Genomic DNA, 25,627 nt, shown 5'->3' with positions numbered 1-25,627 from the left:
TCAAATTGCTGAATATCAATCAAAGGGAGAACAGAATGTTCAATAAACTCAGTATTATGGCGGTCGGTGTTGCGGTTGCAACATTGACGGCACCCGTCGCAACTGCGGAAGAGTTCATTACAATCGGCACGGGCGGTGTGACTGGCGTGTACTACCCAACAGGTGGCGCAATTTGCCGCCTCGTGAACAAGGGGCGTCGCGATCACGGCGTGCGTTGCTCGGTCGAGTCGACCGGTGGCTCTGTCTACAACATCAACACAATTCGCGAAGGTGAGCTGGAGTTTGGTGTGGCGCAATCCGACTGGCAGTACCACGCGTTTAATGGATCATCACGCTTTGAAGAAGCCGGTGCTTTTGAAGGCCTCCGCGCCGTGTTCTCGGTCCACCCAGAGCCCTTTACCGTTGTTGCACGGGCAGATTCCGGCATCTCGACAATCGCAGACCTGAAGGGCAAGCGCGTGAACATCGGTAACCCCGGTTCCGGTCAGCGCGGCACAATGGAAGTGCTTATGGAGGCGCTCGGTTGGACCACGGATGATTTCGCTTTGGCGACAGAGCTGAAAGCTGCGGAACAATCGGCTGCCCTGTGTGACAACCAGATTGACGCGATGGTCTATACGGTCGGTCACCCGTCCGGGTCGATCCAAGAAGCGACGACTGCTTGCGACTCCGTTCTTGTTGAAGTTGCTGGTGATGCTGTTGACATGCTGGTTGAACAGAACTCGTTCTACCGGACGGCAACCATCCCTGGTGGGATGTATCGTGGCAACGACAATGACACGATGACATTCGGTGTTGGCGCGACATTCGTGTCGTCCGCAGATGTATCCGAAGACGTGGTCTACACTCTGGTGAGTTCTGTCTTCCAAAACATTGATGACTTCAAAGGGTTGCACCCTGCATTTGCAAACTTGGTGCCAGAAGAGATGGCATCGGCGGGTCTGTCCGCACCGCTGCATGATGGCGCTGCAAAGTACTATCGTGAACAAGGCTGGGTCGAATAAGACCACCTGTCTATTTTGTGACCAAGGGCGTTTCGGCGCCCTTGGTTCCCTAATCCGCCGAAAGAGCGGGACGCCGGCACAAGCCATCACATGACGGGGACACCATGACACAGACCGACAACCGCACACTCAGCGAACAAGAGCTTCAGGAACTGGTTGCGGCCAGCGACAGCGGAGCCCGCAGCCCTACGGGCGCAATTGGAACGGCCATCGCGGTGGTAGCCTTGGTTTGGTCGGTTTTTCAGGTCCTGTTGGCATCACCTGCCGCGCCCTACATTTTGCCCGGCGATTTGATCAACAACTCTCGTCAGATACACTTGGCCTTTGCCGTCTTCCTTGCAGCGATGGCTTACCCTCTTTTCAAGTCCTCGCCACGGCATCGCATACCGTGGTACGATTGGGTTCTTGGTCTGGGCGGCGCGTTCCTCGCGCTTTACGGCTATTTTTTCTATGAGAAAATCGTGGCTGCTGGTGGCCTTGCCGATGCCGCAGACGCCAATTTCGCTCTCGCGGGCCTGACACTGCTCTTCATTGCGGCCTACCGCACGCTTGGACCGGTGATGGTCATCCTCGCCATTGTCTTTTTGTGTTATGTTTTCTTTGGATCTTCAGAATGGGTGCCAGATCAGATTCGATGGGCCGGTGCGTCGCTGCGCAAAGCGATGAGCCATATGTGGATCACCTCCGAGGGCGTCTTCGGCATTGCGCTGGGTGTATCGACAAAGTTCGTTTTCCTCTTCGTTCTCTTCGGCGCTCTGCTCGATAAGGCCGGGGCAGGGAACTACTTTATCAAGATGGCGTTTGGCGCCCTGGGGCACTTGCGCGGTGGCCCGGCAAAGGCGGCTGTTGTGGGATCGGCCGCGACTGGGCTGATCTCGGGCTCTTCGATTGCCAATGTCGTAACCACCGGAACGTTCACCATACCGCTGATGAAACGCGTTGGCTTTAGCGCGGAAAAAGCCGGGTCAGTCGAAGTCGCATCCTCTGTAAACGGTCAAATCATGCCACCTGTTATGGGCGCGGCTGCGTTCCTGATGGTTGAATACGTAGGCATTTCATATGTCGAGGTGATCACGCACGCCTTCTTGCCTGCGGTCATTAGCTATATCGCGCTCGTCTACATTGTTCATTTGGAAGCTGTTAAAAACAACATGCCGACAATCGGAAACAAGGTCGTCAGCATGGGTCGGACAATCGGCGGCATGTTTGCCTTTTTTGCCGGTTTCGCTGTTCTTTGTTACGCGACGCAATATCCGGTCGGTTGGGTCGTTTCGCTCTTCCCGTCTGGGTCCGGTTGGATTTTGGCTGCGCTGCTGGGGCTAATTTATGTCGCCTTGGTCTATCTCGCGGCGCAGGTTCCCGATCTTGAGCCGGACGATCCCAACGCCGAGGTCGTGGAGTTGCCCGAGGTCGCGAGGATTTATAAATCGGGGCTCTATTACCTGCTGCCCATCATCGTGCTGGTCTATTTCCTGATGATCGAAAGGAAATCGCCTGGCTTGTCTGCCTTCTGGGCGACGTTCCTGCTCTTTGGGATTTTGCTCACGCAAAAGACGCTCAAGGCGATGTTCCGAGGTGAAGACAATTCGATTAGTCGGCTGCGGGATGGTGTCATTGATCTGATCGAGGGGATGATCGACGGCGCACGCAACATGATCGGTATCGGTCTTGCAACAGCAACTGCCGGTATCATCGTTGGTACAGTGTCGTTGACGGGCATCGGTCAGGTAATGGCAGATTTCGTCGAGTTTCTGTCAGGTGGCAATCTGATCCTGATGCTTATCTTTGTTGCGATCCTGTCCCTCATACTGGGGATGGGTTTGCCCACGACGGCTAACTACATCGTCGTGAGTTCGCTCATGGTTGCGGTTGTGGTCGAACTGGGCGCGCAGTCGGGACTGATTGTGCCGCTCATCGCGGTCCACCTTTTCGTGTTCTATTTCGGGATCATGGCGGATGTCACGCCTCCTGTTGGATTGGCGAGTTTTGCAGCGGCGGCTGTGTCGGGTGGTGATGCGATCCGAACCGGTTTCACGGCATTCTTCTACTCGCTGCGGACCGTGGCCCTGCCATTTGTGTTCATCTTCAACACCGATCTCTTGCTGATTGACGTCACATGGACGCAGGGGATCATTGTATTTGTTGTCGCAACGATCGGCATTCTGGTCTTTACGGCCGCAACGATGGGCTGGTTCTTTGCACGTAATCGTATCTGGGAAACGCTTGCACTGCTGGTGATCGCCTTCGCGCTGTTTAGGCCGGGTGTGTTCATGAACCAAATCCAACCACCCTTCGAGGATGTGGCACCAGCAGCCTTCTCCGAAGCGGTTGGCAACGCATCACCGAGTGACCAGCTTAGGGTGATTATTTCCGGTCCGGATTTTGACACGCTCGAGATGAAAGACCTGACTGTGCCGGTAACCATCCCGGATGTTGAAGGGGCAGATGCGCGGCTGGATCAACTTGGGTTCATGCTCGTTACCGAAGGGGACACGGTTATTCTGGAAGAACCCTTGTTTGGAACCGAGTTGGGCAATGCGCTGGATTCATTTGATTTCTACGGTGACAATCCCGTTTCGATCAGCGCAGTGAGAGCGACGGCACAGCAACTTCCGAAGGAGCTTATCTTCATCCCAGCACTTCTGCTCCTGGCATTTATCATATGGCTGCAAACGCGACGGGTCACTCCGCCCTTGCGCGAAGGAGAAATGGCATGAGTAAGACAGTCCTCTGCGCCGTGGACATCAACAGACCTCAAGACGAAACCAAGGTTTTGCAAGCAGCAAAACGGTTGGCGGACATGGATGGTGCGCAGCTTGATCTCATCACAGTTGTGCCGGATTTTGGGGCAAGTGTTGTTGGTGCCTATTTCAAAGACCATGACGTGCAGACAGCCAAAGACGGGGCTGCCCAGTTGCTGTCTTCATTTGGAGAAGATGTGTTGGGGGCCAAGGCAAACCAATCCGTTCGCCATCTTGTAGCAACAGGCAGTGTTTACGAAGAAGTTTTGAAGACAGCGAAATTGGACAATGCGGACCTGATTGTTTTGGGTGCCAGCCGTCCGGATTTGAAGGATTTTCTGCTTGGGCCTAATGCGGCACGAATAGTCCGGCATTCAACTTGCTCGGTCTACGTTGTCAGAAGCGCCCCGTAGCCGCACATTGCTAGCCGCAGTCTGCGGTTGTTGCTTGGGCCCCATCAAAGGTGTGTATCCGAGGTGCAATATAGTCGTTGTCTTGCTCGCGGGGACAGTCTGCCGTGAACGACGCGACCGTCTTAGGCTGGAACACTAAGGTTGCAGCATGAAAATGCCTCCGACATCGTGCATAAAACCGATGTCGGAGGTCTGTTTCATCTATGACTTGTTTTAAATTTCTCGGCCTCTGATGTCCGTCTCAAGACCATTTGAAATTGTTTAGGTCAGCATTTGCCGAAGGATTTCGAAACAATCACTTTGCCCGCGACGCTGATGGTCACCTTGACCCCGGTTGGAATGCCCCAGGTGGTGCAGATGTGCAGGCATGCCTCTGCAGCGGTCCCGTTCGGGATGACGTTGGGAATGGGAAAACAGTACTTACCGAAACCAAGCGGCAAGTTGAGACAGACTTTGCCGTTTTCCACTGTTACAGAAACGCACCCGGCGGCCATCGACAGGTGACCATCCTCTGTAACGCCATCTGCCATTGCATCGACTTTGTCAGCATAGTGGGACCGCGCTGCCTCCAATGCTGCAGCAACCGCTTCCTTATCAAATTCATATACTTCATCGGCCATCTGAAAAATCTCCATGTCAAAAGCTTAGTTTGTATTTGGCGGAACTGATCCAATCGGGATGCTAGGCAACCAACCATCACGGCCCGCTCCACAAGCATCGCCAAACGCTAGCGCACTGTCTTGAAATCGAGCCGAAACCTTCCCGAAATGAAAATATCTCGGTCGCAGGGGTGGTTGTTCCGAGATTTCGGAAAGTTTTCAGAATTATTTCAGTACACTGAGCATTATTCCGGCCACCAATGAACGCGGAGAGGGGCAGGGTATTGTTGCGGCCGCCGTGGCGCATGATCTCTTGGCAGGCTGGCTTTCTCTACATTCATATGGATCGTTTGTTGCTGGGCAGGAATGGAATTGTCAGTTCAATCACTTACAGACGTGGAGCTGTTTCCGTACTACGCGGACATTCCTCTGGAGGTGCCGCATTGCCTCACTGGTGGCGAGGCAGAGTATGTACGTGGTAATGTAAACGGATTGGTCTATGAGGGCTTGAAGGTTTCGACCAGCATTTCATGCGGAGAGCTGCAAACAGGCGCCACCTACGTTGCTCTAGGGCGCGATGCGCGGGGCATGCAGGTACAGACACATTGGATGTATTGCACACAAACTGCGCCGATCCCAACGCTTGCGATATCACATAATCACGGCACGCCTGGCGTGTTCGCCCCAGCACCCCATCTCGATCGATCCATGTTTGTAATGCTGGAGCCGCTTGGAGAAATAATAGGTGTGTCATCGTACCTGCCATCACACCTGGACGTATTCGAGTTCAAGCTAGGTACGTCGGGCGATTTGATCTCTACTGCTTTCGGCGCGCCCCATGTCATGGGCATTCGGATCAAAGACCCTTTTTTGCCACCACACTTCCTCACTGGGGCGCGCCGTTTGACGGTTACGGCCCGGTCAACGCGTACAGGCCAGTCCATCGGACTTCAGGATTTGATATGTGTACAGTCCAGCGATCCGGCCGTCTTTTTGCAAGAGGGTGGCAAGTGACTGGTGCCGCGGCAATGACACCTCCGCATGAAAATGCGCGCAAGGAACGTAAGCAGGCGGTGGAACGCCATGTCGAGACGTCTGCTAAATACGCGCATGGCGGGCAAAAAGTTCTCTTTTTTGTTGAAACCCCCGCCGCTTTGCGAAAACTTAATGGTGAACACAATGGCGCGGTCCGGGGGGAAGGAATCTGCGTGTCGGGGAAACTCAACACAGACACACTGGTTGTGTTGGGGGACGTCACTTACGATCCCAACCGTGATCAGCTGCAGCGCGCCGACGGCACGCATATTGTGCTTCGCGCGCAATCAGCAAGCGTATTGCGCTGTCTGGCGCAAAGCCCGGGCATATTGGTGCCCCGGGACACTCTGATCGAGACGGTGTGGGATGGCCTGTCTGTCACCGATGATAGCCTGACGCAGTGCATTGCAGACATTCGCCGCGCAATCGGCGACACGGACCGCGCGATCCTAAAGACCGTCCCCAAACGCGGCTTTATTTTAAACGCAGTCTTGGAAAGCGTAGAACGACCCGGCCAGACAAGCATGCTAGCTGATCTGGGGACGATGGCAGAGTTAAGCGCAGGCCATGGGAACGTTGTCGTCTTAACAAAGCAAGCATCTTTCGAGGCCGAAAAGACTGCACACACGACCCTAGACGCCTCCTCGGACGTAGAGAAACAAACCTTCACCAACCTTACAGAAGCCGCCGCGACATGTTTAAGGCTGGCGCAAGGCAGCGGGGCGTCCAGTGCACTCGCCGCTGAATACGGCGATCCCGCACAACTCGCTGCACTGCTCGATGCCGCGCGGCCGGGAGAAGTGCTGAGCAGCCTTGATATTCGGGATATGGCCCACGCGCATCCGCAACTCGTCTTTGAGGACGTCGGATACATCGACGATCAACAAAACACGCGCGCATTTCGCCTGCTGTCGGAGGGACCAGGCGATACATTCGGGCAAGGTTTTGAAGATCAACCTCTCTTACCAACCATTTCGGTGCTGCCTTTGCAGAACATGAGCCAAGATGGGCCGGACATCCTTGGCACTGTTTTTGCGGATCGGGTGACAGCGGTGTTAAGCGCATCGGAAGAGATCAACGTGACCTCACGCTTGTCTACTGCGTCCTTTGTGCATGGTCCGGCCGATCTTCTTGAGGCCGGTCGGTTGCTGAACGCGGAGTTTGTTCTTTCGGGCATGTACATTAAGCGCGGCGACAAGCTGCAACTCAATCTTGAATTCACCGAGGTGGCCAATCAGCGCGTGCTGTGGGCTCTCCGTCTCGAAATGACCCAAGACGAGCTTTTAGGTGATTGCGAGCAGGCCTACGAGATTGTTGCAAAGGTTCGTCGCGCTGTTTTGATTAATGAAATTCGCCGGGCCAACACCAAACCGTTGGCAAGTTTACAGAATTATTCGTTGATGTTTGCCTCCGTGGGGTTAATGCATCGGCTTTCCCCCAAGGATTTCAAGAAGGCGCGCGATCTGATTGATGTATTGTCGGCGCGCGTGCCAAATCATCCTACCCCGTTCGCGTGGCGCGCGCGGTGGCATCTTCTCCGCGTGGTTCAAGGCTGGTCGCAGGACCCTGACAAGGATGCCCGGGCAGCGCTTGATTGCACAGGCCGTGCACTGGATCTTGACCCGGAAAACGTACTGGCCCTTGCATGCGAGGGGCACGTTCTGACCAATCTGTTGCATCGGCTCGATGATGCAGAAGAACGCTATGACATGGCACTGGACATCAACCCAAACGATGCCAATGCAAGATCACTGAGAGGCATGCTTCTCGCATTCCAGGATCGCGGGGAGGATGGGGTGCGTGACACGGAGCGTGCACTTCATCTGGCACCGCTTGATCCGCATCGCTTTTTCTATCTCGTCATGGCGGCAGGCGCGTGGCTGACGCCAAACAACTTCGCTCGATCGGAAGAGTTGGCTTTGGCATCGTTGCGACTGAACAGAACTCACACATCCACTTTGCGCGTTTTGGCTGTGGCACAGCACAGTCAGGGAAAAACGGCGGAAGCACGAGAAACCGTATCAAAGCTGTTGAAACTGCAACCCGATCTTCGAGTGAGCCGTTGGTTGAAGTCTTCTCCGAGCGCTGAATTCAATACCGGCAAGATATTCGCCAAAGCCCTGCGCGATGCAGGTGTTCCCGATTAATAAATCCTAATACAAAGCTGGAGGAAGGTTAAAATGACCGCAGAATTCTTTGGAAGCCCGCAGGGCTCTTACGGGTCGTATGGTTCTTACGGCTCGTATGGGTCATACGGATCCTACGGCTCTTACGGCTCCTACGGGTCATATGCTGCCTTTGGCCTTCCAGAAAGCCCTATTGCAGCAGAAGCATTTGTGACGACGCGCGATGGGATTGTTGGAGCTCCCTTGGGTCCTATTCCCGGCACCAAACCGGGCGTGCCTAACGATGTCCAGAACCTTCAACGCCTTTCGCGTGAAGTGCGCGCCGCTATCTTTTCTTTCGCACTGGACACCCAAGTTGAGCTGACCTTCGAACAAGGCACAACAGCAAAAGCAACACTTTGGCGCAAAAAGGATGCGCAAGAGAGCAAGCCTGGATGCGACTACAAGAAACTCGTTAAAATCAAGTCGCCCAAAATGGATGTCTTTGAACAACAGATGGGCTTTCTGACGGGTTATGCGGATATTCGTCAGGATCGCGGTGCGGAAATCATCTCTCAGATCGCGGCACCTGTGCCGTTCTATCAAACCATCGGGTTTATCGATCCGGCCCGCACGCCCTACACACTCGAGTTGCTTGCCACCGGTCTTCGCTTTGCGAATTTCTGCGAACAGCAATTCAAATACGTTCTCGCCGTCAAGCGCCCGATCGAATTGTCCCCGCAAGTACAACCGATGATCGCCACGCCAACCCATGGTTCTCTGCCCAGTGGACACGCAACAGAAGCCTTTGTAATGGCCCGCTTGATTTGGAAGCTGATGCTGCATTCAGGAACACCGCAATACGGGGCGGGAGGACATTGGGGGGAAATGCTCATGCGGCTTGCCGCACGCATTGCAACCAACCGCACAGTGGCAGGTGTCCACTACCCTGTCGATAGCGCAACCGGAGCGATGCTTGGGCTGACCCTCGCTGACTTTATCTATGATCTGAGCACAGGGAATGGCTGGACGACCGCCAAGTTCCACGGACATCACTACGCTGGAAGTAGCGATTTCGAGTGGCACAAGCTCTACAAAGCGGATGACGACACCCAGAAAGACCAATCAACAGGACCGGACGGCGTTTGGGCTACCGCGACACAGCGCACATCCTGCAGCGCACCAGATCCAAGGCTCGCCTGGCTATGGAACAAGGCACAAGCTGAATGGGTTGATTTCAACCCCAACCCAACGGTTTGAGGGCAGATGGCCATGGCCTATTCTTGGACATCGTCATCAAGGGACGAACAAGCACCCATCGATGCACTCACCTTTACCAGGCTGTCTAAGGGCCTGAATATACGGGACTCTGATTGGCTTTCAGCGATGGTAGAGCTTGAAAGCATCAGCATCGCTGAACTCGAGGAGCGCTTGGCGGCTGACTATCCCAGCGATCTGCTTGTGCCGTCCGCGTATGACAAAGCTGATCGCAGCAGACGCCCTGAGCGGCAATTCGTGAGCCTTTTCGCGCGGCGAAACTTGATCGAAGCGCTGAACGACACCCAAAACGAATACAATGTTGTCAATGTGCATTTGGGGCTGCTTACACCGGAGGAGTGGCTGTCATTTGAAGCAGATGCGCCAGATTTGTCTCCGATCGAAGTGCCCAAGGGCAGTGTTGTGACGGCAATGATCGATGATGGAATTGGCATTGCGCACGAACTGTTTCGTGCTGAACCCGAAGAAACGCGTGTCGAATTTTGCACCGTTCTTCCTGCGCCGCCAAACCCTGATCGTGGTGACGCCTCGCAGGGCAGGGTGCTCGACGCCGATGAAATTGACAAGTATCTCCGTGAATTCACCCGGTCAGACCTCCTGGACGAAGATCAGTTCTATAGCCACACGGCTCAAATTGACTACAGACAGGGCAAATTCTCACCCGTGTCGCTGCGACGCTCACACGGCACGCATGTGATGGGCCTGTCGACTGGTTTCGCTCCCGAGCTGAATGACGGCACGCGCCCAATCATTTGCGCAGTACTGCCACCCCGCGTGGTCGAGGACACGTCAGGTATCAGTCTGTTGCCCGCACTTTGTCTGGCTCTCCATGTGCTGGGCAAGCAGGCCTCTCGCTTTAAATATGATGGTGAGCCCGTGCCGATGGTCACCAACTTTTCGTATGGCAACTTCTCGGGTCCTCACGATGGGACCAGTGAGGTGTCTCGCCTGTTCGAGCAGTTTCTTTCGAGCGATCCTGAACAAACACGTTGGATGACACTGCCAGCGGGGAACGGCAACCTTGCACGGGCGCACGCCGAATTGCAATTTGACGGGAAGAGTGCGGACGGGATCACACTTGATCTTCGGGTTTTGCCGGATGACCGGACTGCAAGTCACGTTGAACTGTGGATGCCGTTTTCAGAAGGTAATCCCCCGCCGGATTATATCTCGGTCACCGTGACACCGCCTTTTGGTCCCGAAAGCTTGACGGTCACAGCTCAGCCAGGACAACACCAAACACTCATTGATGAGTTGGGCCGCGTTATGGCGACGCTTCTCTACACTTTTGAGCCGGCGCCAACGGCGCGGGGCCTCATCACCCTGGCTATTGAGCCGACCGCGAGCCTTGATCCGCACCGTGCATTGGCACCGTCCGGACGATGGAAGATCAGCACCAAACCCAAGGACATCGCCCCCGATCAACAAGTTCAAGTCTGGGTCAGACGCGATGAAACACTCCCGGGATACCGCCCCGGCGGTCGACAGTCCTATTTTGACAATGGCGATTATGTGCGCTTTGGCCGATTTGGCGCCCCTTTACCGGTTGATCCTCCTGACACGCCAAGCCCAATCAGGCGTGCAGGAACGCTCAGTGGGTTCGCCTGTGGCCCTTCTCCGGTCGTGGTTGCAGCCTATACAAAGCGAAACGAGATTATCTCATACTACTCTGCGGCCGGGCCATTAACGCATACGCCAATGACCCCCGAACCTTCACGAAATGGACCAGATGTTACCGCGGAGGGTGATGAATCTCTGGTGCTTTGGGGGGTGATTTCGGCAGGATCGCGCAGCGGATCTTATGTGCGCCTCAATGGCACCAGCGTATCGGCCCCAAGGGTGGCGCGCATAGCGTCGGACGCAATCACCGATTGGAACGGCACTGCGCGTGAGTGGGTTGCATTTGCGGCCACACAAGATCCTTTCAATCTGCCGCCAGGCACAGAACCGGAAAGAATGGGCCACGGCGGCATCAGTATCCCAATCGAATGGTCTTGAAACGAACGCGCGGCCCTAGGCCGCGCAGGTTTCCTAGATGTAGTAGGAAACTGGACAAAGGCGGCTTATTCTTCGTTTGCACACTTGATTGAGCTGGGTGCTGCATTGCTGACCTCATTGTCCTTTAATGGTGAACAATCAGGGAATCAGGTCGACCCGCGGGGCGTCACATTCTAGTGCATCGGCCCACGCCAAAAACGGTGTGATCCCGATGCCACCTTCGACCCAAATCTCGGCGGTTGGTCCAGAGCGCCGAAATCGGCCAAACGGGCGTTGGATAGCAACCTCTCGGCCAAGCAAAGTGACGGTTTTGAGGTCTGACGTAAAATCTCCGAGGTCTTTGACCGTTACGCGAAGCAACCCGTCGCTGCAGATCTTCGAGAAGCTAAATGGATGCGGCTCTTCTGTGCCAGCGCCTGTAAATCGCAGCACTCCGAATTGTCCGGGCATGGCCCTCAAAGACTCTCCAACTGGCGACATAGTAACTGCCGGTGCTTTGAATATTTGTGATTTGGTATCCATAACCCGGGCGCATTTTATAGGGAAACAGCATCCATATGTATGCTGCCAGTCCCGCCACGGAGAAAAGGCCAGTATACAGCCTCGCTGGATCGCCCATCGTGAACGGTTTCATGATGAAGAAGAAATGGAAAGCGCCAGCCGTGAACAGAGCTCCCGTGGCTTTGTGTGTCCATCTCCGAAGGTGATAGGGGATGAAGGTTGCGACTGAGATCCCGACGAGGATCAACAGGCCATACAAGCTGATCTCACGCCAGGTCTCGGCAGGCTCATTGAGCGGGGTTTGGGCTCCAAACCAAGCGTGTCTGCATCAATGGTATCGTGAATTAGAAGCGCGAACATAGCGACGATACCCGCCCACTTATGCATAACACAGACCCGATCCAATTCACTGAAGAGCGTTTCAGTGCCCTTGAGCCGGGTGGACAGAGTTTGCCCGAAGCCATGAGAACCAAAGCTCCCAAGCCAAGGTACTGCGAGAAGAGCGCGACTTGGTTCGTCACATTCGGCAGCATGAAAAGTTGATGGGCGGGAAGCAGTGCGGTCGCCGCAATTAGGATAATCCCGATGGGGTTCATGGCCAATCTCTAAAGCGCAGCGTTTTGCGCGGCAGAAACCAAATCATCTGCCATAAGATCATCAAGAAAGACGCTTAATGGCTGCAAACGCCCTGCGACGTCGGCCCTTCTGTAAACGGATGCGCATTGTGCTGTGACTGTGCCTTATTTGGTTTCGCAGAGCTCTGCCATTTCCGCGATAGAGAAGCCCTTGATCGCCAACATCGCGATTTCACACTCGACGCTTGTCAGTGACTAAGCTTTGAAGCGCGCCTCCATCACTTCGCTGAACGCACCTGAGGCAATCTTAATCTGATCTTGGCGCGTCGGTGTTTGGCGCAATTCATTGCTGGTGAACGCCAAACCAAAGAAAAGTGCGATCGTAACCAAGGCCTCGAATACGTCGCTGTCCGCGAAACGGTTTGTGGACGGCGGGCCACAGCAAGTCCCAAGCGATGTCCATCAGAAAGTATGCGCAACAGATCGTTTGAAGCGCGAGCACAAATCACAACACCGTGGCACGAGATAAATTCATTCGTTCATCCTGACTAAAGGTGCGCCCACTAGAAGGGGCGCACCGGGAGATGTTTATCGTCGTCTTCTCTTTCGTCATCATTGTCGTCCGAGGCTTCTCCCTCATCATCATCGTCGTGGTCGTCTTCATAGGCCGCGAGAACCAAGCCCGTCTCTGGTGAAATATCGAATTCGATGGATTGAGCACCGTTTGCGGCTTCAACTTCAATCACTCCATCCTCGTTTTTATCTCTGTGGCGATGTATCCGTGCGCTGCGAGCGCGGCTCGAAGTGCAGTTTCTGATGTGCCAAGCGCGTCACCGATGTTGATCTGCACCTGCGCTGCGGAGGGGATGAGAAGCGTTGCTAGAAGAGCTGACTTGCAGTGCACATGAACTTTGACGCTTCTTAATTGGAGAAGGGTAGCTACGGTGTTGTCTCGTCCTGCGATTGCCGTGCCGACGATCTGTGCGTCGCAGCGAAAAGGGCATAAGTGTCTTCAAAGGCAAAAAATACTGGGAGGGACTGGAAAGTTGGACAGCGTATCAGAACGTTTGGAATTTGCGACGGAACTTTGCCACGCGGCTGGTGGCGTTGCACGCGACTATTTTGCAAATAGGGCTACACTTGTTGTCGATCAAAAGGGCACTCAGGATTGGGTGAGCGAGGCCGACAGGAACGTCGAAACCTATATCCGTAAACAAATCGAAACGGCCTGGCCCGATGACGGGATCGTGGGCGAGGAGTACACACCGAAAGCTGGGATCAGCGGCTTTGACTGGGTGGTCGACCCGATCGATGGGACCACCAATTTTGTGAATGGCATTCCCACCTGGACCATCGTTCTTGCGGGTGTAAGGGATGGGCGCACGGAGTTGGGCGTCATCCACGATCCGATTGTTGGCGAAACATTTGCCGCCCTTCGGGGCGTTGGGGCACAGCTTAATGGCGCTCCGATGCGGGTTGCCAGCGGCACTCCCCTAAACGCGGGCACCGTCGCGGTTGGATACTCGAACCGCGTGAAGGCGCGGCACGTGGTACCGATCGTGGCTGGCCTGATTGAGCGGGGGGCAATGTTCCATCGTAACGCAAGCGGTGCCTTGTCTCTGGCCTATGTCGCGTCTGGACGGCTGCTTGGATACGTTGAAGAACATATGAACGCTTGGGATTGCCTGGCCGGTCAACTCCTGGTGTCGGAGGCTGGCGGCGTGATCGAGGATCAGGATGCCGATGCGATGATCCGTGAGGGGGGACGAGTTATCGTTGGCACGCCAGATGTCTTTGAAACCTTGCTTGAGATGTCGGAGAATGCCTGGAGAGTATGACCGCCAACCGATGCTTTGCTAGCCAATGGCCGGCTGAAATGCGACAAGATCGGCGGTCCAGAGATGGCATTTCTCTGGCTGATCATGTGTTCGGTTGATGAGACGCTTTGCCAGTGCACACGACAGAGGTGTCCCAACGGCACCATGAGTGGAAACCCCAAGGTCTGCCCTTGTGCGGTTGTTGATGATTTTGGTCACGGCTACGACGATGCGGGACCAGGCATCGTGGGCAGTTTCCCAACGTCGAAAATTGGTGACACGGAAGTCACAAAGAACGCATCTGCCGCAACTTCAAATTCGGCAGGTGGCAGAAAACCAGCGGAGCTGCGGCCGTTCTCACCAAGCTGTGGATGGATGTGCACCTCAATTCCACGGGCGCAGCCAAAATGGCTGCCGTGTCGCGCGTTTTTTGCTCAAAGCTGGACCAGATATGCGTGACATGACAAATTCTGCCAACATGGCGAAGGCGGCGGTCCGACTACGACCCGTTTCATTTGGCCCCCAGTCGGGGATGGGAATGCTCGGATCGACGGTAACCTTTGGATGCGAGACGACGATGAGTTGCGGGGTTTATTCAGGGAGAAGAACGGGGCCCTTGGCGGCAAACCCCATGCAGACTTCGGCACCCGGCTCAAGCGGTGCCTCCACGTCGTCGTGGACAGCGAAGACTTGACCAAAGGCACCGGTGAGCGTGTATTCCATACGCACACCGACATAGGTGGATTTGGCCACCTTGGCAGATATCCCTGTATCAGCACCGACGACAAGGCGTGAGGGGCGCACCGCGATGGTCGCAGGCCCTCGGCCCAAACCGCGTGACGGCAATGCGTGTTGGTAGCCTTCGATCTCGATCGTGGCCGTATCACCGTCAACAGCGATAATTTCACAGGACAGCAAATTCGCCTCGCCGATGAAATCGGCGACAAAGCGATCGTTGGGCGCGTCATACAAATTGCGTGGCGTGCCCATCTGCGCGATGGCAGCGTTGCGCATGACGACGATCTCATCCGAGACGGCGAGTGCTTCCTCCTGATCATGTGTGACGTAGATAACTGTCAAACCAAGATCTTGCTGAATGGCGCGAATATCTTCGCGCACCTGCCTGCGCAGCTTGGCGTCTAGGTTGGAAAGCGGCTCATCAAAGAGAAGTACCTGAGGTTCCAACACCAACGCCCGCGCGACGGCGACACGCTGCTGCTGGCCACCCGACAACTCGGATGGCAGACGGCTGTCAAACCCTTTGAGACCGACAAGATCGAGGCCATGCAACGCGCGGCTGCGCGCCTCATCCTTTGCAAACCCCGAAAAGGTCAGCCCATACATGACGTTTTCAAGCACTGACATGTGCGGAAACAAGGCGTAGGACTGAAACACCATCGAAACATCGCGGTCAGTGGCGGGCAGGGTGGTCACATCGAGATCCCCGATCGTGATCTTGCCCGATGTCGCCATTTCGAGCCCCGCGATCATGCGCAAGGTCGTCGTCTTGCCGCAGCCGGACGGGCCGAGCAGTGTCACCAGCTTGCCCGCGTCGACATGGAGGTCGATCGCATCAACGGCGACCACATCCTTGCCAAATTTCTTGGAGACTTGTTCGAACCGCACGGGTGCTGCCTTGGATTGAATGCTCATGAGCGTAGGTCCTTACACATTGGTGCGCGATTGGGTCATGCGCCGTCCGATCTGTGTCCGCCCAACAATGAACTGCATGCAGGCGACAACAGACAGCATCACGAAGATCAGCGTCGTGGAGTAGGCGATTGCAAGGCCGTAATCGTTATTTTCGACCCGGCCAATGATATAGCTGGTGGCCATGTCGTATTCCGCTGAGACCAAGAAGATCACCGCCGAAATCGCGGTCATGGCGCGCACGAAACTATAAACCAACGCCGCAAGGATGGCTGGGCGCAAGAGCGGCAAGATGATCCGGCGGAAGGTCTGCCAGGAATTGGCTCCCAGCGTGAGCGAGGATTCATCAAGCGATTTGTCCAACTGGGACATGCTGGCGATGCCGGCCCTGACCCCCACCGGCATGTTTCTAAAGATGAAGCTGACCACAAGGATGACCCCGGTGCCGGTGATCTCGATCGGGGGCACGTTGAAGGCGAGGATGTAGCTGACTCCGATCACGGTGCCTGGAATGGCAAAGCTGAGCATCGTGCCGAACTCGAAGGTGTCCTTGCCTGCGAAACTCTGGCGGGTCAGCAGATAGGCGGTTACCAAACCCACCGCGGCGGTTAGAGGCGCTGCAAGCGCGGCAATGGTGATCGTCGTCCAGAAACTATCCCAGGCTGCCCCGGTCCAGCGAATGCCCTCCGCCTCGAAACGGACGGAAAAGGCCGTGATATAGTGCTTGAAGGTCAGGGTGTTGTTGACGCCCCAAAGCTCCACCACGCTGCCATAGATGATCATGCCGTAAACGATGACCGTGAAGACAGCCCAGAACAGCGCAATCAGCAGAACCGGCACTAAAAGGCCTGCTGGCATCAGGGGATGCACACCTGCGTCGCCTTTGCCCGTCACTGTGGTGTAGCTCTTCTTCCCGAGCCAGGCGCGCTGTGCGTAGAAGGCCGATAGTGTGAAAAACAGCAAGACCATGGCCAGAACCGCCGCGCGGCCCTGATCATATTGCGCGCCCACAATGGCAAAGAAAATTTCGGTCGAAAGCACGTCGAAATTGCCGCCCAGAACCAGCGGGTTACCGAAATCGGCCATGCTTTCGATGAAACCCAGCAGGAAGGCATTTGCGAGACCTGGGCGCATCAGCGGCAGCGATACGGTTCGGAATGTCTGCCACCGGTTCGCGCGCAGCGTTTGCGCGGCTTCCTCCATGGAGGGTGACACGCCCTCGACCACGCCGATGAGTACCAGAAAGGCAATGGGCGTGAAGGCAAGTGTCTGGGCTATCAGCACCCCTGGCATGCCGTAAAGCCAGCGGGTGGGTTGGGCGCCGAAGAGGTCGGCGAAGAACACGGTGACCGAGCCAGACAGACCAAAGAGCAGGATCAGTGCCAGACCAATTACGAAGGGCGGAGTTATGATCGGCAGGACCGTTAGCGCCCGCAACGCGCGTTTGTAGCGGAAGCCCGAGCGGGTCACGACAAGCGCGAAGCAGAGGCCAAGAGCTGTGGTTATGAGGCCCACAAGGATGGCAAGAATTAGTGAATTCCACCCCGCCCCGCACCGCGCGCCCCAGAAACAGCCCAAGCTCCATAGCCGGTCGTCGAAGAATTTCGACGCAAAGACCGATGCGGAATATGCTCCATCTTCGGTCACGAATGCAGCGAAGAGCATCTTGGCAATTGGGAAAAATACGAAGACGGTCACGATGGTGATGATCCCGCCAATTGCACTGACGACAAAGACATCGCCGTTGATCGCACCCCGTGCAGCGATGCCTTGAGTTAACACAAACAGGAAGGCGGAGGCACATATCATGGCGCCGTAGCCCATGCCGAATTGGCGAATCTTGAGGTCCCCGAACAGGGCCTCCTGCCATTCGAAATTGAACCCACGGATGCCGATTGAAAAACCCTGGAAAATCAACCAACCAAAGCCGAGCGTACCTGCAAGGATCAGTATCTTGGCGTAGAATGGGTCGGACTTCGGACGCCTGAGAGCCAAGAGCGGCAAGGTCAGCGGGATCAGAAGCGGTGCAAGCCACAGCTTTTCGCCCTGTACGGTCAGGAACAGTCCGGGCGCGTAATCGGCGTCAAACGGGTAGCCGTCAAACAGCCATTCGAACGACCAGAGGCCGTCCTCTACCATATACCATGGCAGAAGGCAGAAGCCGACCCACCCAGCGATGATCCAGAAGATCAGAGCCGGATGGGTCGTTTTTGTTGTGGTGTCGCTCACTTACTGCGGCAGGACCGAGACCTCTTCGTCCCATTTCTGCAGCAGGCGTTTGCGCTCGTCCGACGATCCGTATTTCTTGAAGTCGTAGTCGATCAGCTTGATCGTCGACATATCCGGCGCGCTTTCAGAGGTTTCTGCGCCCTTGTTCGAGGGCACCTGGAAGGCGTTCACCTGTAGGGCAAGGTTCTGCGCGTCGGTGCTGAGAGCCCAGTCATAGAACTTCTTGGCTTCCTCCTCGTTCCGCGCACCGTCGATGATCGACATTGAGCCGATCTCATACCCAGTGCCTTCGCAAGGCGCGACAACCTTGATCGGGAAACCCGACACAGCCTGTTTCACTGCGTCATGCATGAATACGATGCCAACAGTGTTTTCACCGCGGCCCGCGGCCTTGATCGGAGCAGAACCGGACTTGGTGTATTGGTTGATGTTGGCGTGTAAGTCCTTCATGAATTCGAACCCGTCATCCTCGCCAAAGATCTGCACCATAGAGGCCAGAGTGGTGTAGGCCGTGCCAGACGAGTTCGGGTTGGCCATCTGTACGTGCCCTTTGTATTCGGGCTGCAGAAGGTCTTTCCAGCAGGCGGGCTCCGGAAGATTATTCGCTGCGAGAAGGTCGGCATTATAGCCGTAGCCCAAAGCGCCCGAATAGATACCGATGGTCTTGTCGCCGGCACTTTCGGCTTGAGAAATCGCCCAGTCATGCAACTGGTCGCGCATCGGCGAGACATATTCCATGGTCAGACCTTCTTCGGCCGCCTGAAGGTGCGGGTCGCCGGTGCCACCCCACCAGACATCTCCCTTGGGATTCGACGATTCCGCGCGGATCTGCGCAAAGGTCTCACCCGACGACTTGCGCGTCATGTTGACGTCGATACCCGTGGCATCCTCAAAGCTCCGCGCCATGAGCTGGCACCAGTCTTCCTGTGCCGAGCAATAAAACGTCAGCTTGTCAGCCTGTGCGGCACCCATTGATGCGGCCAGCGTGATCAGCGAGCTTGCCGCTGTCAGTGTCAGTTTTTTCATTGTTGTCCTCCCATTGGATCAAGTCATCCGGTTTGCCCGGCTTTAATTAATCCCGGCTCATGCGGCCGGGCGTAGGTCTTCCAGTGCTGTCAGGATATCCGGGGTCCGAGCCAGATCCTGTAGCATTGTCATCAATTCTTTTTCTTCGACCAGCTTTGCAGCCTCCTTAAGCGAAAACCAGTGTCTCTTGCGTTCCTCGCGTTCTTTCCAGCGACGTTTCAACTTATCAACGATCATCGGATAGACCGTCACCCGGCAGAGAACGGACTACCCTTTCGCAAGTTCTTTCATGTAGTGATAGCTGCCAATCGGCTGATCCGATACAAAGCCGACAGCGCCAGCTTCCCCTGGGGCTTCGATCTTGGCGGCTTGCCACGGCTTTTTGCCATCCATTGTCCAGCCCTTGGGCATGATCCAGCGCCCCCGGTCGCGGGAGGTGACCATCAGGACACGCAATCTGTTTTTCCTGTCCCATCGCAAAGGCAGGGCCGCGATCTGTTCGGCGTCATGACGCGTTGCGCTCATGCCAGACCTCCAACGCGCCTGCGGTGTGCCAATCGACTGCCCAGAAGGTCGCCGGTTTCCTCGGCAATCGGATAGGCAACGTAGCTGAGAGCGGCGTTTACCTGTTTCAGCAGGCGCAACACGTCTTGATGGATGTTCGTAGTCTCGATGCTCGCCGTTTTGCCAAGTTGCAGGCGCTTCAAATGCCGTTCTTGCAGCCTTAGTTCCTCGACACGGATACGATCCTTTTCAGCAACCAACTGCCGGGCCGCTTCAGCATCGCCGGTGGTAAGCACCTGAAGCGCAAGTTGACCGTTGGTGACAACTTGATCGTGGAAATGCTCAAGGTCGTGCAGGCCTTCATCCGAAAAAGACAGGGCGCTATCGTGCATATTTCGTGCCAATGCAGCCAGATTGACGGCGATACGATCGCCTGCTTCCTCAAGGCTGTTTGCCGTTGCGACGATTTCGAGTGTTTTTTTCTGATCCGCCTCGGTGAGATCACGTTCTCGTAGGTGCGAGATGTAGATTTTGGTCTCGAAGTGCATCTGGTCAATCTTGTCTTCGCAAAGGTCGATTTGCCGCGCCATGTCCGGGTTCCAGCTTCGAAACTGTTTCATCACTGGGACAAGGATCGTTTGAACAGTTTCGGCCATGCTCAGCAATTCGCGTTGCGCACAGGCCAACGCCAAAGGCGCGTGATCCAGCGTAGTGGTGTCTAGCGCGCTGACCGTGTCCGTGGTGGTGTCGGATCGCGAAGGCACCAGAGCCTCGCCCAAGCGGATCAGCATACTGACGCAAGGAAGCGCGACCAAAAGCATGACAAAGTTCAGGAGAATATGAGTCAAAATAGCTAATTGGCCGGCGGGAACGAGCCCAATGAGTGGCTGGAACGCACCCAGAACCAGCGCTGCAAGAAACGCGAGCGTTACCCCACCTCGCGCAGCAAGATTGCCGATAGCCACGATGCGCGCAGGCCGTTCGGCACCTGACAGCAAGACAAGGGGGATGACCGCACCGCCCAAGTTTGCGCCGATCACCAGCGCCGCCGCAACGGCGGGAGATACAAGCCCAGTCGCAGCAAAGGAGGCAAAGGTCAAAACTGCGGCAAGGCTGGAATGCATCACCCATGCCAGTATAGCCGCTATTACAAAGGCACTAACCAGATCACCATGAAGATACGCAGCGATCGATTGCACGATCTCGCTTTCGCCGATTGGAGTTGTTGCCATACGGATCATCTGCAGTGACATGAGTACAAGCCCAAAGCCGATCAGAATGCGTCCAACCTGTTTGGTCTTGCGCTGACGTGCCCTAAAAAACGTTAGGATGCCGGCCAGCAAAGCGAATGGAACGGCAGCCTGCACAGGCAGGAACAACACCTGCGCCATAAGTGCGGAGCCCAGATCGGCCCCAAGGATCAGAGCCAATGCGGCAGGGACTGCCAACATACCGGAGACGGCGAAACCGGCCCCGATCAAGGCAACGGCAGTAGCGCTTTGCACCACCATCGCGGACACAATGCCACCCGATACAGCTGAGATAGGGCTGCCGGAAAGGGCGCGTAGCCACCGTTTTAACTCTGGCATGAAGGCCCGTTCAACACCGGTTCGGATCAGGTTTATGGACCAAAGCAGCAAGGCGGCTGCCGCCGCGAGTTGGGCGGCCAAAAAAATCATGGGCGCTTTGTTTTTGGGATGTCCCGTAAGTGCTGCATTCGCATACTGAGTTCCGGGTTTTTGCCAATCTTTTCAAAAACGTTGCATTAATTTGTGGCCTAAGCAACAAATTAATTGCACCGGCGACGGAAAGGTCACATTTTGGAGGGGCAGGGGATTTGTTGCTATATGCCGGAACCAAAGGACAAGCGTAAGGAAAAGGCCCGGTTTAAAAAAACCGAGCGACGACGGCAAATCCTCCTCGAACTCAAGTTGCGCCCGCATGTGCGGATCAACGAACTTGCCGGACGCTTCAACGTTTCAACCGAGACTGTTCGCCGTGATTTAGACGCGTTGTCTGATGATGGCCTCATCGCGCGAGCACATGGCGGCGCCTCCGCACCAGCTCAAGGGCACTATCCCGGCCTCGATGAACGCGCCAATGCGCGCATTGATGAGCGCGAGAACATAGGCCGGCGTGCAGCCGAACTGGTGCGGGACGGCGAAACGTTGATGATCGATTCCGGCTCGACCACTATCGAGATGGCGCGCGCATTGGCATATAGAGGAACGCCGTGCACGGTGATCACAAACTCCATTCCGGTAGCTATGACCCTTGGCCATGGCGCGGCACAGGTCCTGCTATGCCCGGGCGATTACTTGGCAGCGGAATCGGCTGTCATCGGAACGGAGACGTTGGAATTTCTAGGCCGGTTCAATGTGGATCGCTGCATGATCGGCTCGTCGGGTTTTTCCGAAGAAGGGCTGTCCGAGACGGTGCGGGGATTTGCGGCGGTCAAGCGCATGATGCTGCAGCGTGCAGCATCACGGCATCTTTTGATTGATTCCGAGAAATTTGGGCGCAAAGGATTGGCGCAAGTGGGTGACCTGTCAGAACTTCAGTCTATTGTGGTCAATACAAAACCAACCGGCGCGCTTCTCGGCGCCCTTGTCGCCGCGGGGGTGGAAATTAATGCCGCGGACGAAACACAAAAATCAAACGCGGCCGAAAGTGTCGCATCCTAGGGAGGACAATATGAAACTGGATATCAAACTACTGCTCGGCGCATCTGCCATTGCGCTCATGCCACTGGGCGGTACGGCATCTGCGCAGGACTGCCCACGTGGTGATCTGGACGCGCGCTTTTGCGACGCGGATGGCGACCTGATCGCAGACATCCCCACCGATGCGGCGGACCAACTGGATCCCGACACATTGATCTTTGCCTATACACCGGTTGAAGATCCCGCGGTTTACAAAACGGCCTGGTCAGATTTCCTCGAACATCTTGAGGCGGAAACCGGCAAGGACGTCGTGTTCTTCCCTGTCCAGAATAACGCAGCTCAGATAGAGGCGATGCGTTCGGGCCGTCTTCACATTGCAGGTTTCAACACCGGCTCCAACCCGCTGGCTGTGAACTGTGCGGGCTTCCGTCCCTTCACCATCATGGCCTCCAAGGACGGCAATTTCGGCTATGAGATGGAGATCATCACCTATCCTGATTCCGGTATCGAGGCGGTCGAGGATATCAAAGGCAAGCAGCTTGCATTTACATCGCCCACCTCGAACTCAGGCTTCAAGGCCCCGTCAGCGATCCTGAAGGGTGATTTCGACATGTTGCCCGAGCGGGACTTCGAGCCCGTCTTCTCGGGCAAGCACGACAACTCGATCCTCGGTGTGGCCAACAAGGACTACATGGCGGCTTCGATCGCGAACTCGGTAAAGTCCCGCATGATCAGCCGCGACGTGATCAGCGAAGACGACGTGGTCACAATCTACAAATCGCAAACCTTCCCCACCACGGGCTTTGGCACGGTCTATAACCTGAAGCCGGAATTGCAGGACAAGATCCGCAATGCTTTCTTCAACTTCGAGTGGGAAGGCACCACGCTGCAGGCCGAGTTCGAGAAATCGAACGAGGGCCAGTTCCTGGAAATGACCTATCAGGAATTCTGGGAAGTCATCCGCAAGATCGATACGGCCAACGGCGTTTCCTACGCCTGCGAGTGATCCATACTTGATATGGCGGGCCATACCGGCCCGCCAACCACCCTTATCTGGGGCAATTCATGCTGCGCCTTCAAAAGCTTACCAAAACATATAAAACGGGCGACCAGGCGTTGAAGGCGATTGATCTCGACGTCCCCAAAGGCCAGGTTCTGGCGTTGATCGGTCCCTCCGGGGCAGGCAAGTCCACGATGATCCGCTGCGTCAACCGCTTGGTAGAACCGTCAAGCGGTGCGGTCCTGCTAGAGGATGTGGACTTGACCAAACTCGGTGCGGGCGCACTGCGCAAGGCGCGCCGCGAGATGGGTATGATCTTTCAGGAATACGCCCTCGTTGAACGCCTGACAGTGATGGAAAACGTGTTGTCGGGTCGACTGGGTTATGTCGGGTTCTGGCGTAGCTTCCTTCGTCGTTATCCACAATCGGACGTCGACGAGGCGTTTCGCCTGCTGGACCGTGTTGGTCTGCTGAATATGGCGGACAAGCGCGCAGACGAGCTCTCTGGCGGTCAGCGCCAGCGTGTCGGTATCTGCCGGGCCCTCATTCAAAACCCGAAGCTTCTCCTGGTGGATGAACCCACCGCATCGCTCGATCCTAAGACCAGCCGCCAGATTATGCGCCTGATCACCGAACTGTGCCGGGAACGTGGCCTTGCCGCCATTATCAACATCCACGACGTGGCTCTTGCCCAGATGTTTGTGCCCCGCGTCGTTGGCCTGCGCTTGGGCGAGATCGTTTATGACGGTGGCCCGAACGGGCTGACCCCCGACAAGCTGACTGAGATTTATGGCGAGGAAGACTGGGAAGCGACCATTGAGAAGGTCGAGGATGACGAGATCGAGGCGGCAGAATGAGCGACATAACCCTCGACCAGATGCTGGGACGAGGCTGGAAAAAGCCGCCATTCGTCAAACGCGCCTGGTTGCGCTGGACGCTGATCATCGGTTTTATTGCCTATCTGATTGCTGCTGTGTCGACGATCGAGGTCGACTGGGGCCGCGTCTACGACGGCCTCGACCGAGGCTGGCAATTCGTGCTCGCCTTCACCAGCCCGGATTTCACCTCGCGCTGGACTGACATCTGGGAGGGGCTGCTGGAGAGCATCGTCATGACGGTTGCTGCCTCGGTTGTTGGCATCCTGATTTCGATCCCAATCGGCCTTGGTGCGGCGCGCAACATCGCTCCTCTTCCGGTCTACGTGGTCTGCCGGGGCATCGTCGCCATCAGTCGTGCGCTTCAAGAAATTATCGTGGCAATCCTGCTGGTAGCGATCTTTGGCTTTGGCCCACTCGCGGGCTTTCTGACCTTGTCTTTCGCCACCATTGGGTTCCTTTCCAAGCTTTTGGCCGAAGACATCGAGGCCATGGACAAAGTGCAGGCGGAGGCCATAAAGGCCTCCGGCGCGCGCTGGACGCAGTGGATCAACTACGGGGTTCAGCCGCAGGTCATGCCGCGCCTTGTGGGTCTTTCGATGTACCGGATCGACATCAATTTCCGCGAAAGCGCGATCCTGGGTCTCGTGGGCGCGGGCGGCATCGGGGCCACGCTCAATACCGCCTTTGACCGCTACGAGTATGACACTGCAGCTGCCATTCTGATCATGATCATCGTGATTGTCATGGCGCTTGAGTATCTGTCAGGCATCATCAGGGCGAGGGTTCAGTAATGCCGGTTCTGGAACGCGAGGATGCGCGGGTCTGGCGTCGGCGGACGACGGGCGAAAGCCTGATCCGCTGGTTTGGCTGGCTCCTGGGCGTGGCTGTCTTTGTCTATTGCTGGCAGATCATTTCTGCCTCGACGACTTGGTTCTTTGTCTGGGACGCCCCGCGCATCGCAAACGATATCTGGACACGTGCGACACCGCCGCGATGGGAATACATTACGCAGCTTGGCCGTCCAATCTGGGATACGCTGAACATCGCGACCCTCGGCACGATGATTGCGCTCTGCCTTGCCGTCCCAGTGGCCTTTCTGGCCGCGCGCAACACGACGCCTTCGGCGCTCATTATCCGGCCCATCGCGCTGCTGATCATTGTGTCCACACGCTCCATCAATTCGCTCATCTGGGCGCTCTTGCTGATCGCAATCATTGGCCCCGGCGTCTTTGCAGGTGTGATTGCAATTGCGATCCGCTCCATCGGGTTCTGTGCAAAGCTGCTCTACGAGGCGATTGAGGAAATCGATCACACCCAGGTCGAGGCGATTACAGCTACGGGTGCCAGCCGCTGGCAGGTCATGGCCTACGGGATCGTGCCCCAGATCCTGCCTGCGTTTGCCGGAATCGCCGTGTTCCGCTGGGACATCAACATCCGCGAATCCACCGTGCTGGGGCTGGTTGGGGCGGGCGGCATCGGTTTGCAGCTTTCGGCCTCGCTAAACGTGTTGGCCTGGCCGCAAGTCAGCCTGATCCTGATCGTCATTCTCGCCGCTGTTGTCATCAGCGAATGGGTGTCGGCCAAAGTCCGCGGAGCCATAATTTGACCGCG

General features: G+C 56.1%; 22 protein-coding genes. 13 read left to right on the top strand and 9 right to left on the bottom strand.

The genetic code is table 11. The features are described 5' to 3' along the window. Window positions 1-35 precede the first annotated feature (35 nt). The 3 genes from AC53L6_RS09190 to AC53L6_RS09180 all read left to right on the top strand — a co-directional run bounded on the left by AC53L6_RS09190 (window position 36) and on the right by AC53L6_RS09180 (window position 4,158). Window positions 36-1,004, top strand: coding sequence for a TAXI family TRAP transporter solute-binding subunit (locus tag AC53L6_RS09190; protein WP_496907640.1), 969 nt, complete (start codon window positions 36-38; stop codon window positions 1,002-1,004). Window positions 1,005-1,108: 104 nt separating this feature from the next. Further along, entirely contained in the window at window positions 1,109-3,721 is a 2,613-nt protein-coding gene (locus AC53L6_RS09185; RefSeq protein ID WP_496907639.1) for a TRAP transporter permease, read from the top strand. Further along, window positions 3,718-4,158, top strand: coding sequence for a universal stress protein (locus AC53L6_RS09180; RefSeq protein ID WP_299596441.1), 441 nt, complete (start codon window positions 3,718-3,720; stop codon window positions 4,156-4,158). The genes AC53L6_RS09185 and AC53L6_RS09180 overlap by 4 nt, the downstream gene beginning before the upstream one ends. Before the next feature lie 266 nt (window positions 4,159-4,424). On the opposite strand, the gene AC53L6_RS09175 is transcribed toward AC53L6_RS09180, so the two are convergent. Next, on the bottom strand, window positions 4,425-4,778 hold the full coding sequence (locus AC53L6_RS09175; protein ID WP_299596438.1) for a hypothetical protein: 354 nt from the start codon (window positions 4,776-4,778) through the stop codon (window positions 4,425-4,427). Window positions 4,779-5,123: 345 nt separating this feature from the next. Here AC53L6_RS09175 and AC53L6_RS09170 point away from each other — a divergent pair, with 345 nt between their 5' ends. The 4 genes from AC53L6_RS09170 (at window position 5,124) to AC53L6_RS09155 (ending at window position 11,173) form a co-directional block, all read left to right on the top strand. Then, window positions 5,124-5,771, top strand: coding sequence for a hypothetical protein (locus AC53L6_RS09170; protein ID WP_496907638.1), 648 nt, complete (start codon window positions 5,124-5,126; stop codon window positions 5,769-5,771). 194 nt (window positions 5,772-5,965) lie between these two features. Beyond that, the gene (locus AC53L6_RS09165) at window positions 5,966-7,939 is read left to right on the top strand and encodes a winged helix-turn-helix domain-containing tetratricopeptide repeat protein (protein WP_496907637.1); all 1,974 of its coding nucleotides are present in this window, start codon (window positions 5,966-5,968) and stop codon (window positions 7,937-7,939) included. Window positions 7,940-7,972: 33 nt separating this feature from the next. Then, window positions 7,973-9,157: a phosphatase PAP2 family protein gene (locus tag AC53L6_RS09160; protein WP_496907636.1), complete on the top strand. Its 1,185-nt coding sequence runs from the start codon at window positions 7,973-7,975 to the stop codon at window positions 9,155-9,157. 12 nt (window positions 9,158-9,169) lie between these two features. Then, complete coding sequence (locus tag AC53L6_RS09155) at window positions 9,170-11,173, top strand: S8 family serine peptidase (RefSeq protein WP_496907635.1); 2,004 nt, start codon at window positions 9,170-9,172, stop codon at window positions 11,171-11,173. A 138-nt stretch (window positions 11,174-11,311) separates the two neighbouring features. Here AC53L6_RS09155 and AC53L6_RS09150 read toward each other — a convergent pair whose 3' ends face one another. Together AC53L6_RS09150 and AC53L6_RS09145 are read right to left on the bottom strand one after the other, a co-directional pair. Continuing rightward, window positions 11,312-11,653 carry a ferredoxin reductase domain-containing protein gene (locus AC53L6_RS09150; RefSeq protein ID WP_496907634.1) on the bottom strand — a complete coding sequence of 114 codons (342 nt, stop codon included), beginning with the start codon at window positions 11,651-11,653 and terminating at the stop codon, window positions 11,312-11,314. Between the two features lie 1,159 nt (window positions 11,654-12,812). Continuing rightward, window positions 12,813-12,995 carry a hypothetical protein gene (locus AC53L6_RS09145; protein ID WP_496907633.1) on the bottom strand — a complete coding sequence of 61 codons (183 nt, stop codon included), beginning with the start codon at window positions 12,993-12,995 and terminating at the stop codon, window positions 12,813-12,815. 300 nt (window positions 12,996-13,295) lie between these two features. On the opposite strand from AC53L6_RS09145, the gene AC53L6_RS09140 reads away from it, so the two are divergent. Then, on the top strand, window positions 13,296-14,087 hold the full coding sequence (locus AC53L6_RS09140) for an inositol monophosphatase family protein (protein WP_496907632.1): 792 nt from the start codon (window positions 13,296-13,298) through the stop codon (window positions 14,085-14,087). Between the two features lie 570 nt (window positions 14,088-14,657). Here AC53L6_RS09140 and AC53L6_RS09135 read toward each other — a convergent pair. From AC53L6_RS09135 to AC53L6_RS09110, 6 genes are read right to left on the bottom strand one after another with little or no spacing between them, the layout of a single operon-like run. Then, window positions 14,658-15,719, bottom strand: coding sequence for an ABC transporter ATP-binding protein (locus tag AC53L6_RS09135; RefSeq protein WP_496907631.1), 1,062 nt, complete (start codon window positions 15,717-15,719; stop codon window positions 14,658-14,660). A 12-nt stretch (window positions 15,720-15,731) separates the two neighbouring features. Continuing rightward, window positions 15,732-17,945 (bottom strand): ABC transporter permease, encoded by a 2,214-nt coding sequence (locus tag AC53L6_RS09130; protein ID WP_496907630.1) that lies wholly within the window; start codon window positions 17,943-17,945, stop codon window positions 15,732-15,734. After that, window positions 17,946-18,971, bottom strand: a complete 1,026-nt coding sequence (locus AC53L6_RS09125) for an ABC transporter substrate-binding protein (protein ID WP_299699978.1) — start codon at window positions 18,969-18,971, stop codon at window positions 17,946-17,948. 57 nt (window positions 18,972-19,028) lie between these two features. Then, on the bottom strand, window positions 19,029-19,208 hold the full coding sequence (locus tag AC53L6_RS09120) for a hypothetical protein (RefSeq protein ID WP_496907629.1): 180 nt from the start codon (window positions 19,206-19,208) through the stop codon (window positions 19,029-19,031). A 30-nt stretch (window positions 19,209-19,238) separates the two neighbouring features. Then, entirely contained in the window at window positions 19,239-19,496 is a 258-nt protein-coding gene (locus tag AC53L6_RS09115; RefSeq protein WP_496907628.1) for an NUDIX hydrolase, read from the bottom strand. Then, the gene (locus AC53L6_RS09110) at window positions 19,493-21,154 is read right to left on the bottom strand and encodes a Na/Pi cotransporter family protein (RefSeq protein WP_496907627.1); all 1,662 of its coding nucleotides are present in this window, start codon (window positions 21,152-21,154) and stop codon (window positions 19,493-19,495) included. The genes AC53L6_RS09115 and AC53L6_RS09110 overlap by 4 nt, the downstream gene beginning before the upstream one ends. Before the next feature lie 141 nt (window positions 21,155-21,295). Here AC53L6_RS09110 and AC53L6_RS09105 point away from each other — a divergent pair, with 141 nt between their 5' ends. From AC53L6_RS09105 to phnE (AC53L6_RS09085), 5 genes are read left to right on the top strand one after another with little or no spacing between them, the layout of a single operon-like run. Continuing rightward, a complete protein-coding gene (locus AC53L6_RS09105; RefSeq protein WP_496907626.1) occupies window positions 21,296-22,159 on the top strand; it encodes a DeoR/GlpR family DNA-binding transcription regulator in 864 nt (287 codons plus the stop codon). 10 nt (window positions 22,160-22,169) lie between these two features. Then, complete coding sequence (gene phnD, locus AC53L6_RS09100) at window positions 22,170-23,144, top strand: phosphate/phosphite/phosphonate ABC transporter substrate-binding protein (protein ID WP_299196854.1); 975 nt, start codon at window positions 22,170-22,172, stop codon at window positions 23,142-23,144. 59 nt (window positions 23,145-23,203) lie between these two features. After that, the gene (phnC, locus tag AC53L6_RS09095) at window positions 23,204-23,995 is read left to right on the top strand and encodes a phosphonate ABC transporter ATP-binding protein (RefSeq protein ID WP_299596387.1); all 792 of its coding nucleotides are present in this window, start codon (window positions 23,204-23,206) and stop codon (window positions 23,993-23,995) included. Then, the gene (gene phnE, locus AC53L6_RS09090) at window positions 23,992-24,807 is read left to right on the top strand and encodes a phosphonate ABC transporter, permease protein PhnE (protein WP_299699992.1); all 816 of its coding nucleotides are present in this window, start codon (window positions 23,992-23,994) and stop codon (window positions 24,805-24,807) included. Before phnC ends, phnE (AC53L6_RS09090) begins: the two co-directional genes overlap by 4 nt. Continuing rightward, a complete protein-coding gene (phnE, locus tag AC53L6_RS09085) occupies window positions 24,807-25,622 on the top strand; it encodes a phosphonate ABC transporter, permease protein PhnE (protein WP_299196832.1) in 816 nt (271 codons plus the stop codon). Before phnE (AC53L6_RS09090) ends, phnE (AC53L6_RS09085) begins: the two co-directional genes overlap by 1 nt. Window positions 25,623-25,627 lie beyond the last annotated feature (5 nt).

Source organism: Tateyamaria sp. LSS28, assembly GCF_059611725.1.
Note: the sequence above shows the minus strand (reverse complement) of the source record. Positions and strands in the feature narration are given on the sequence as shown.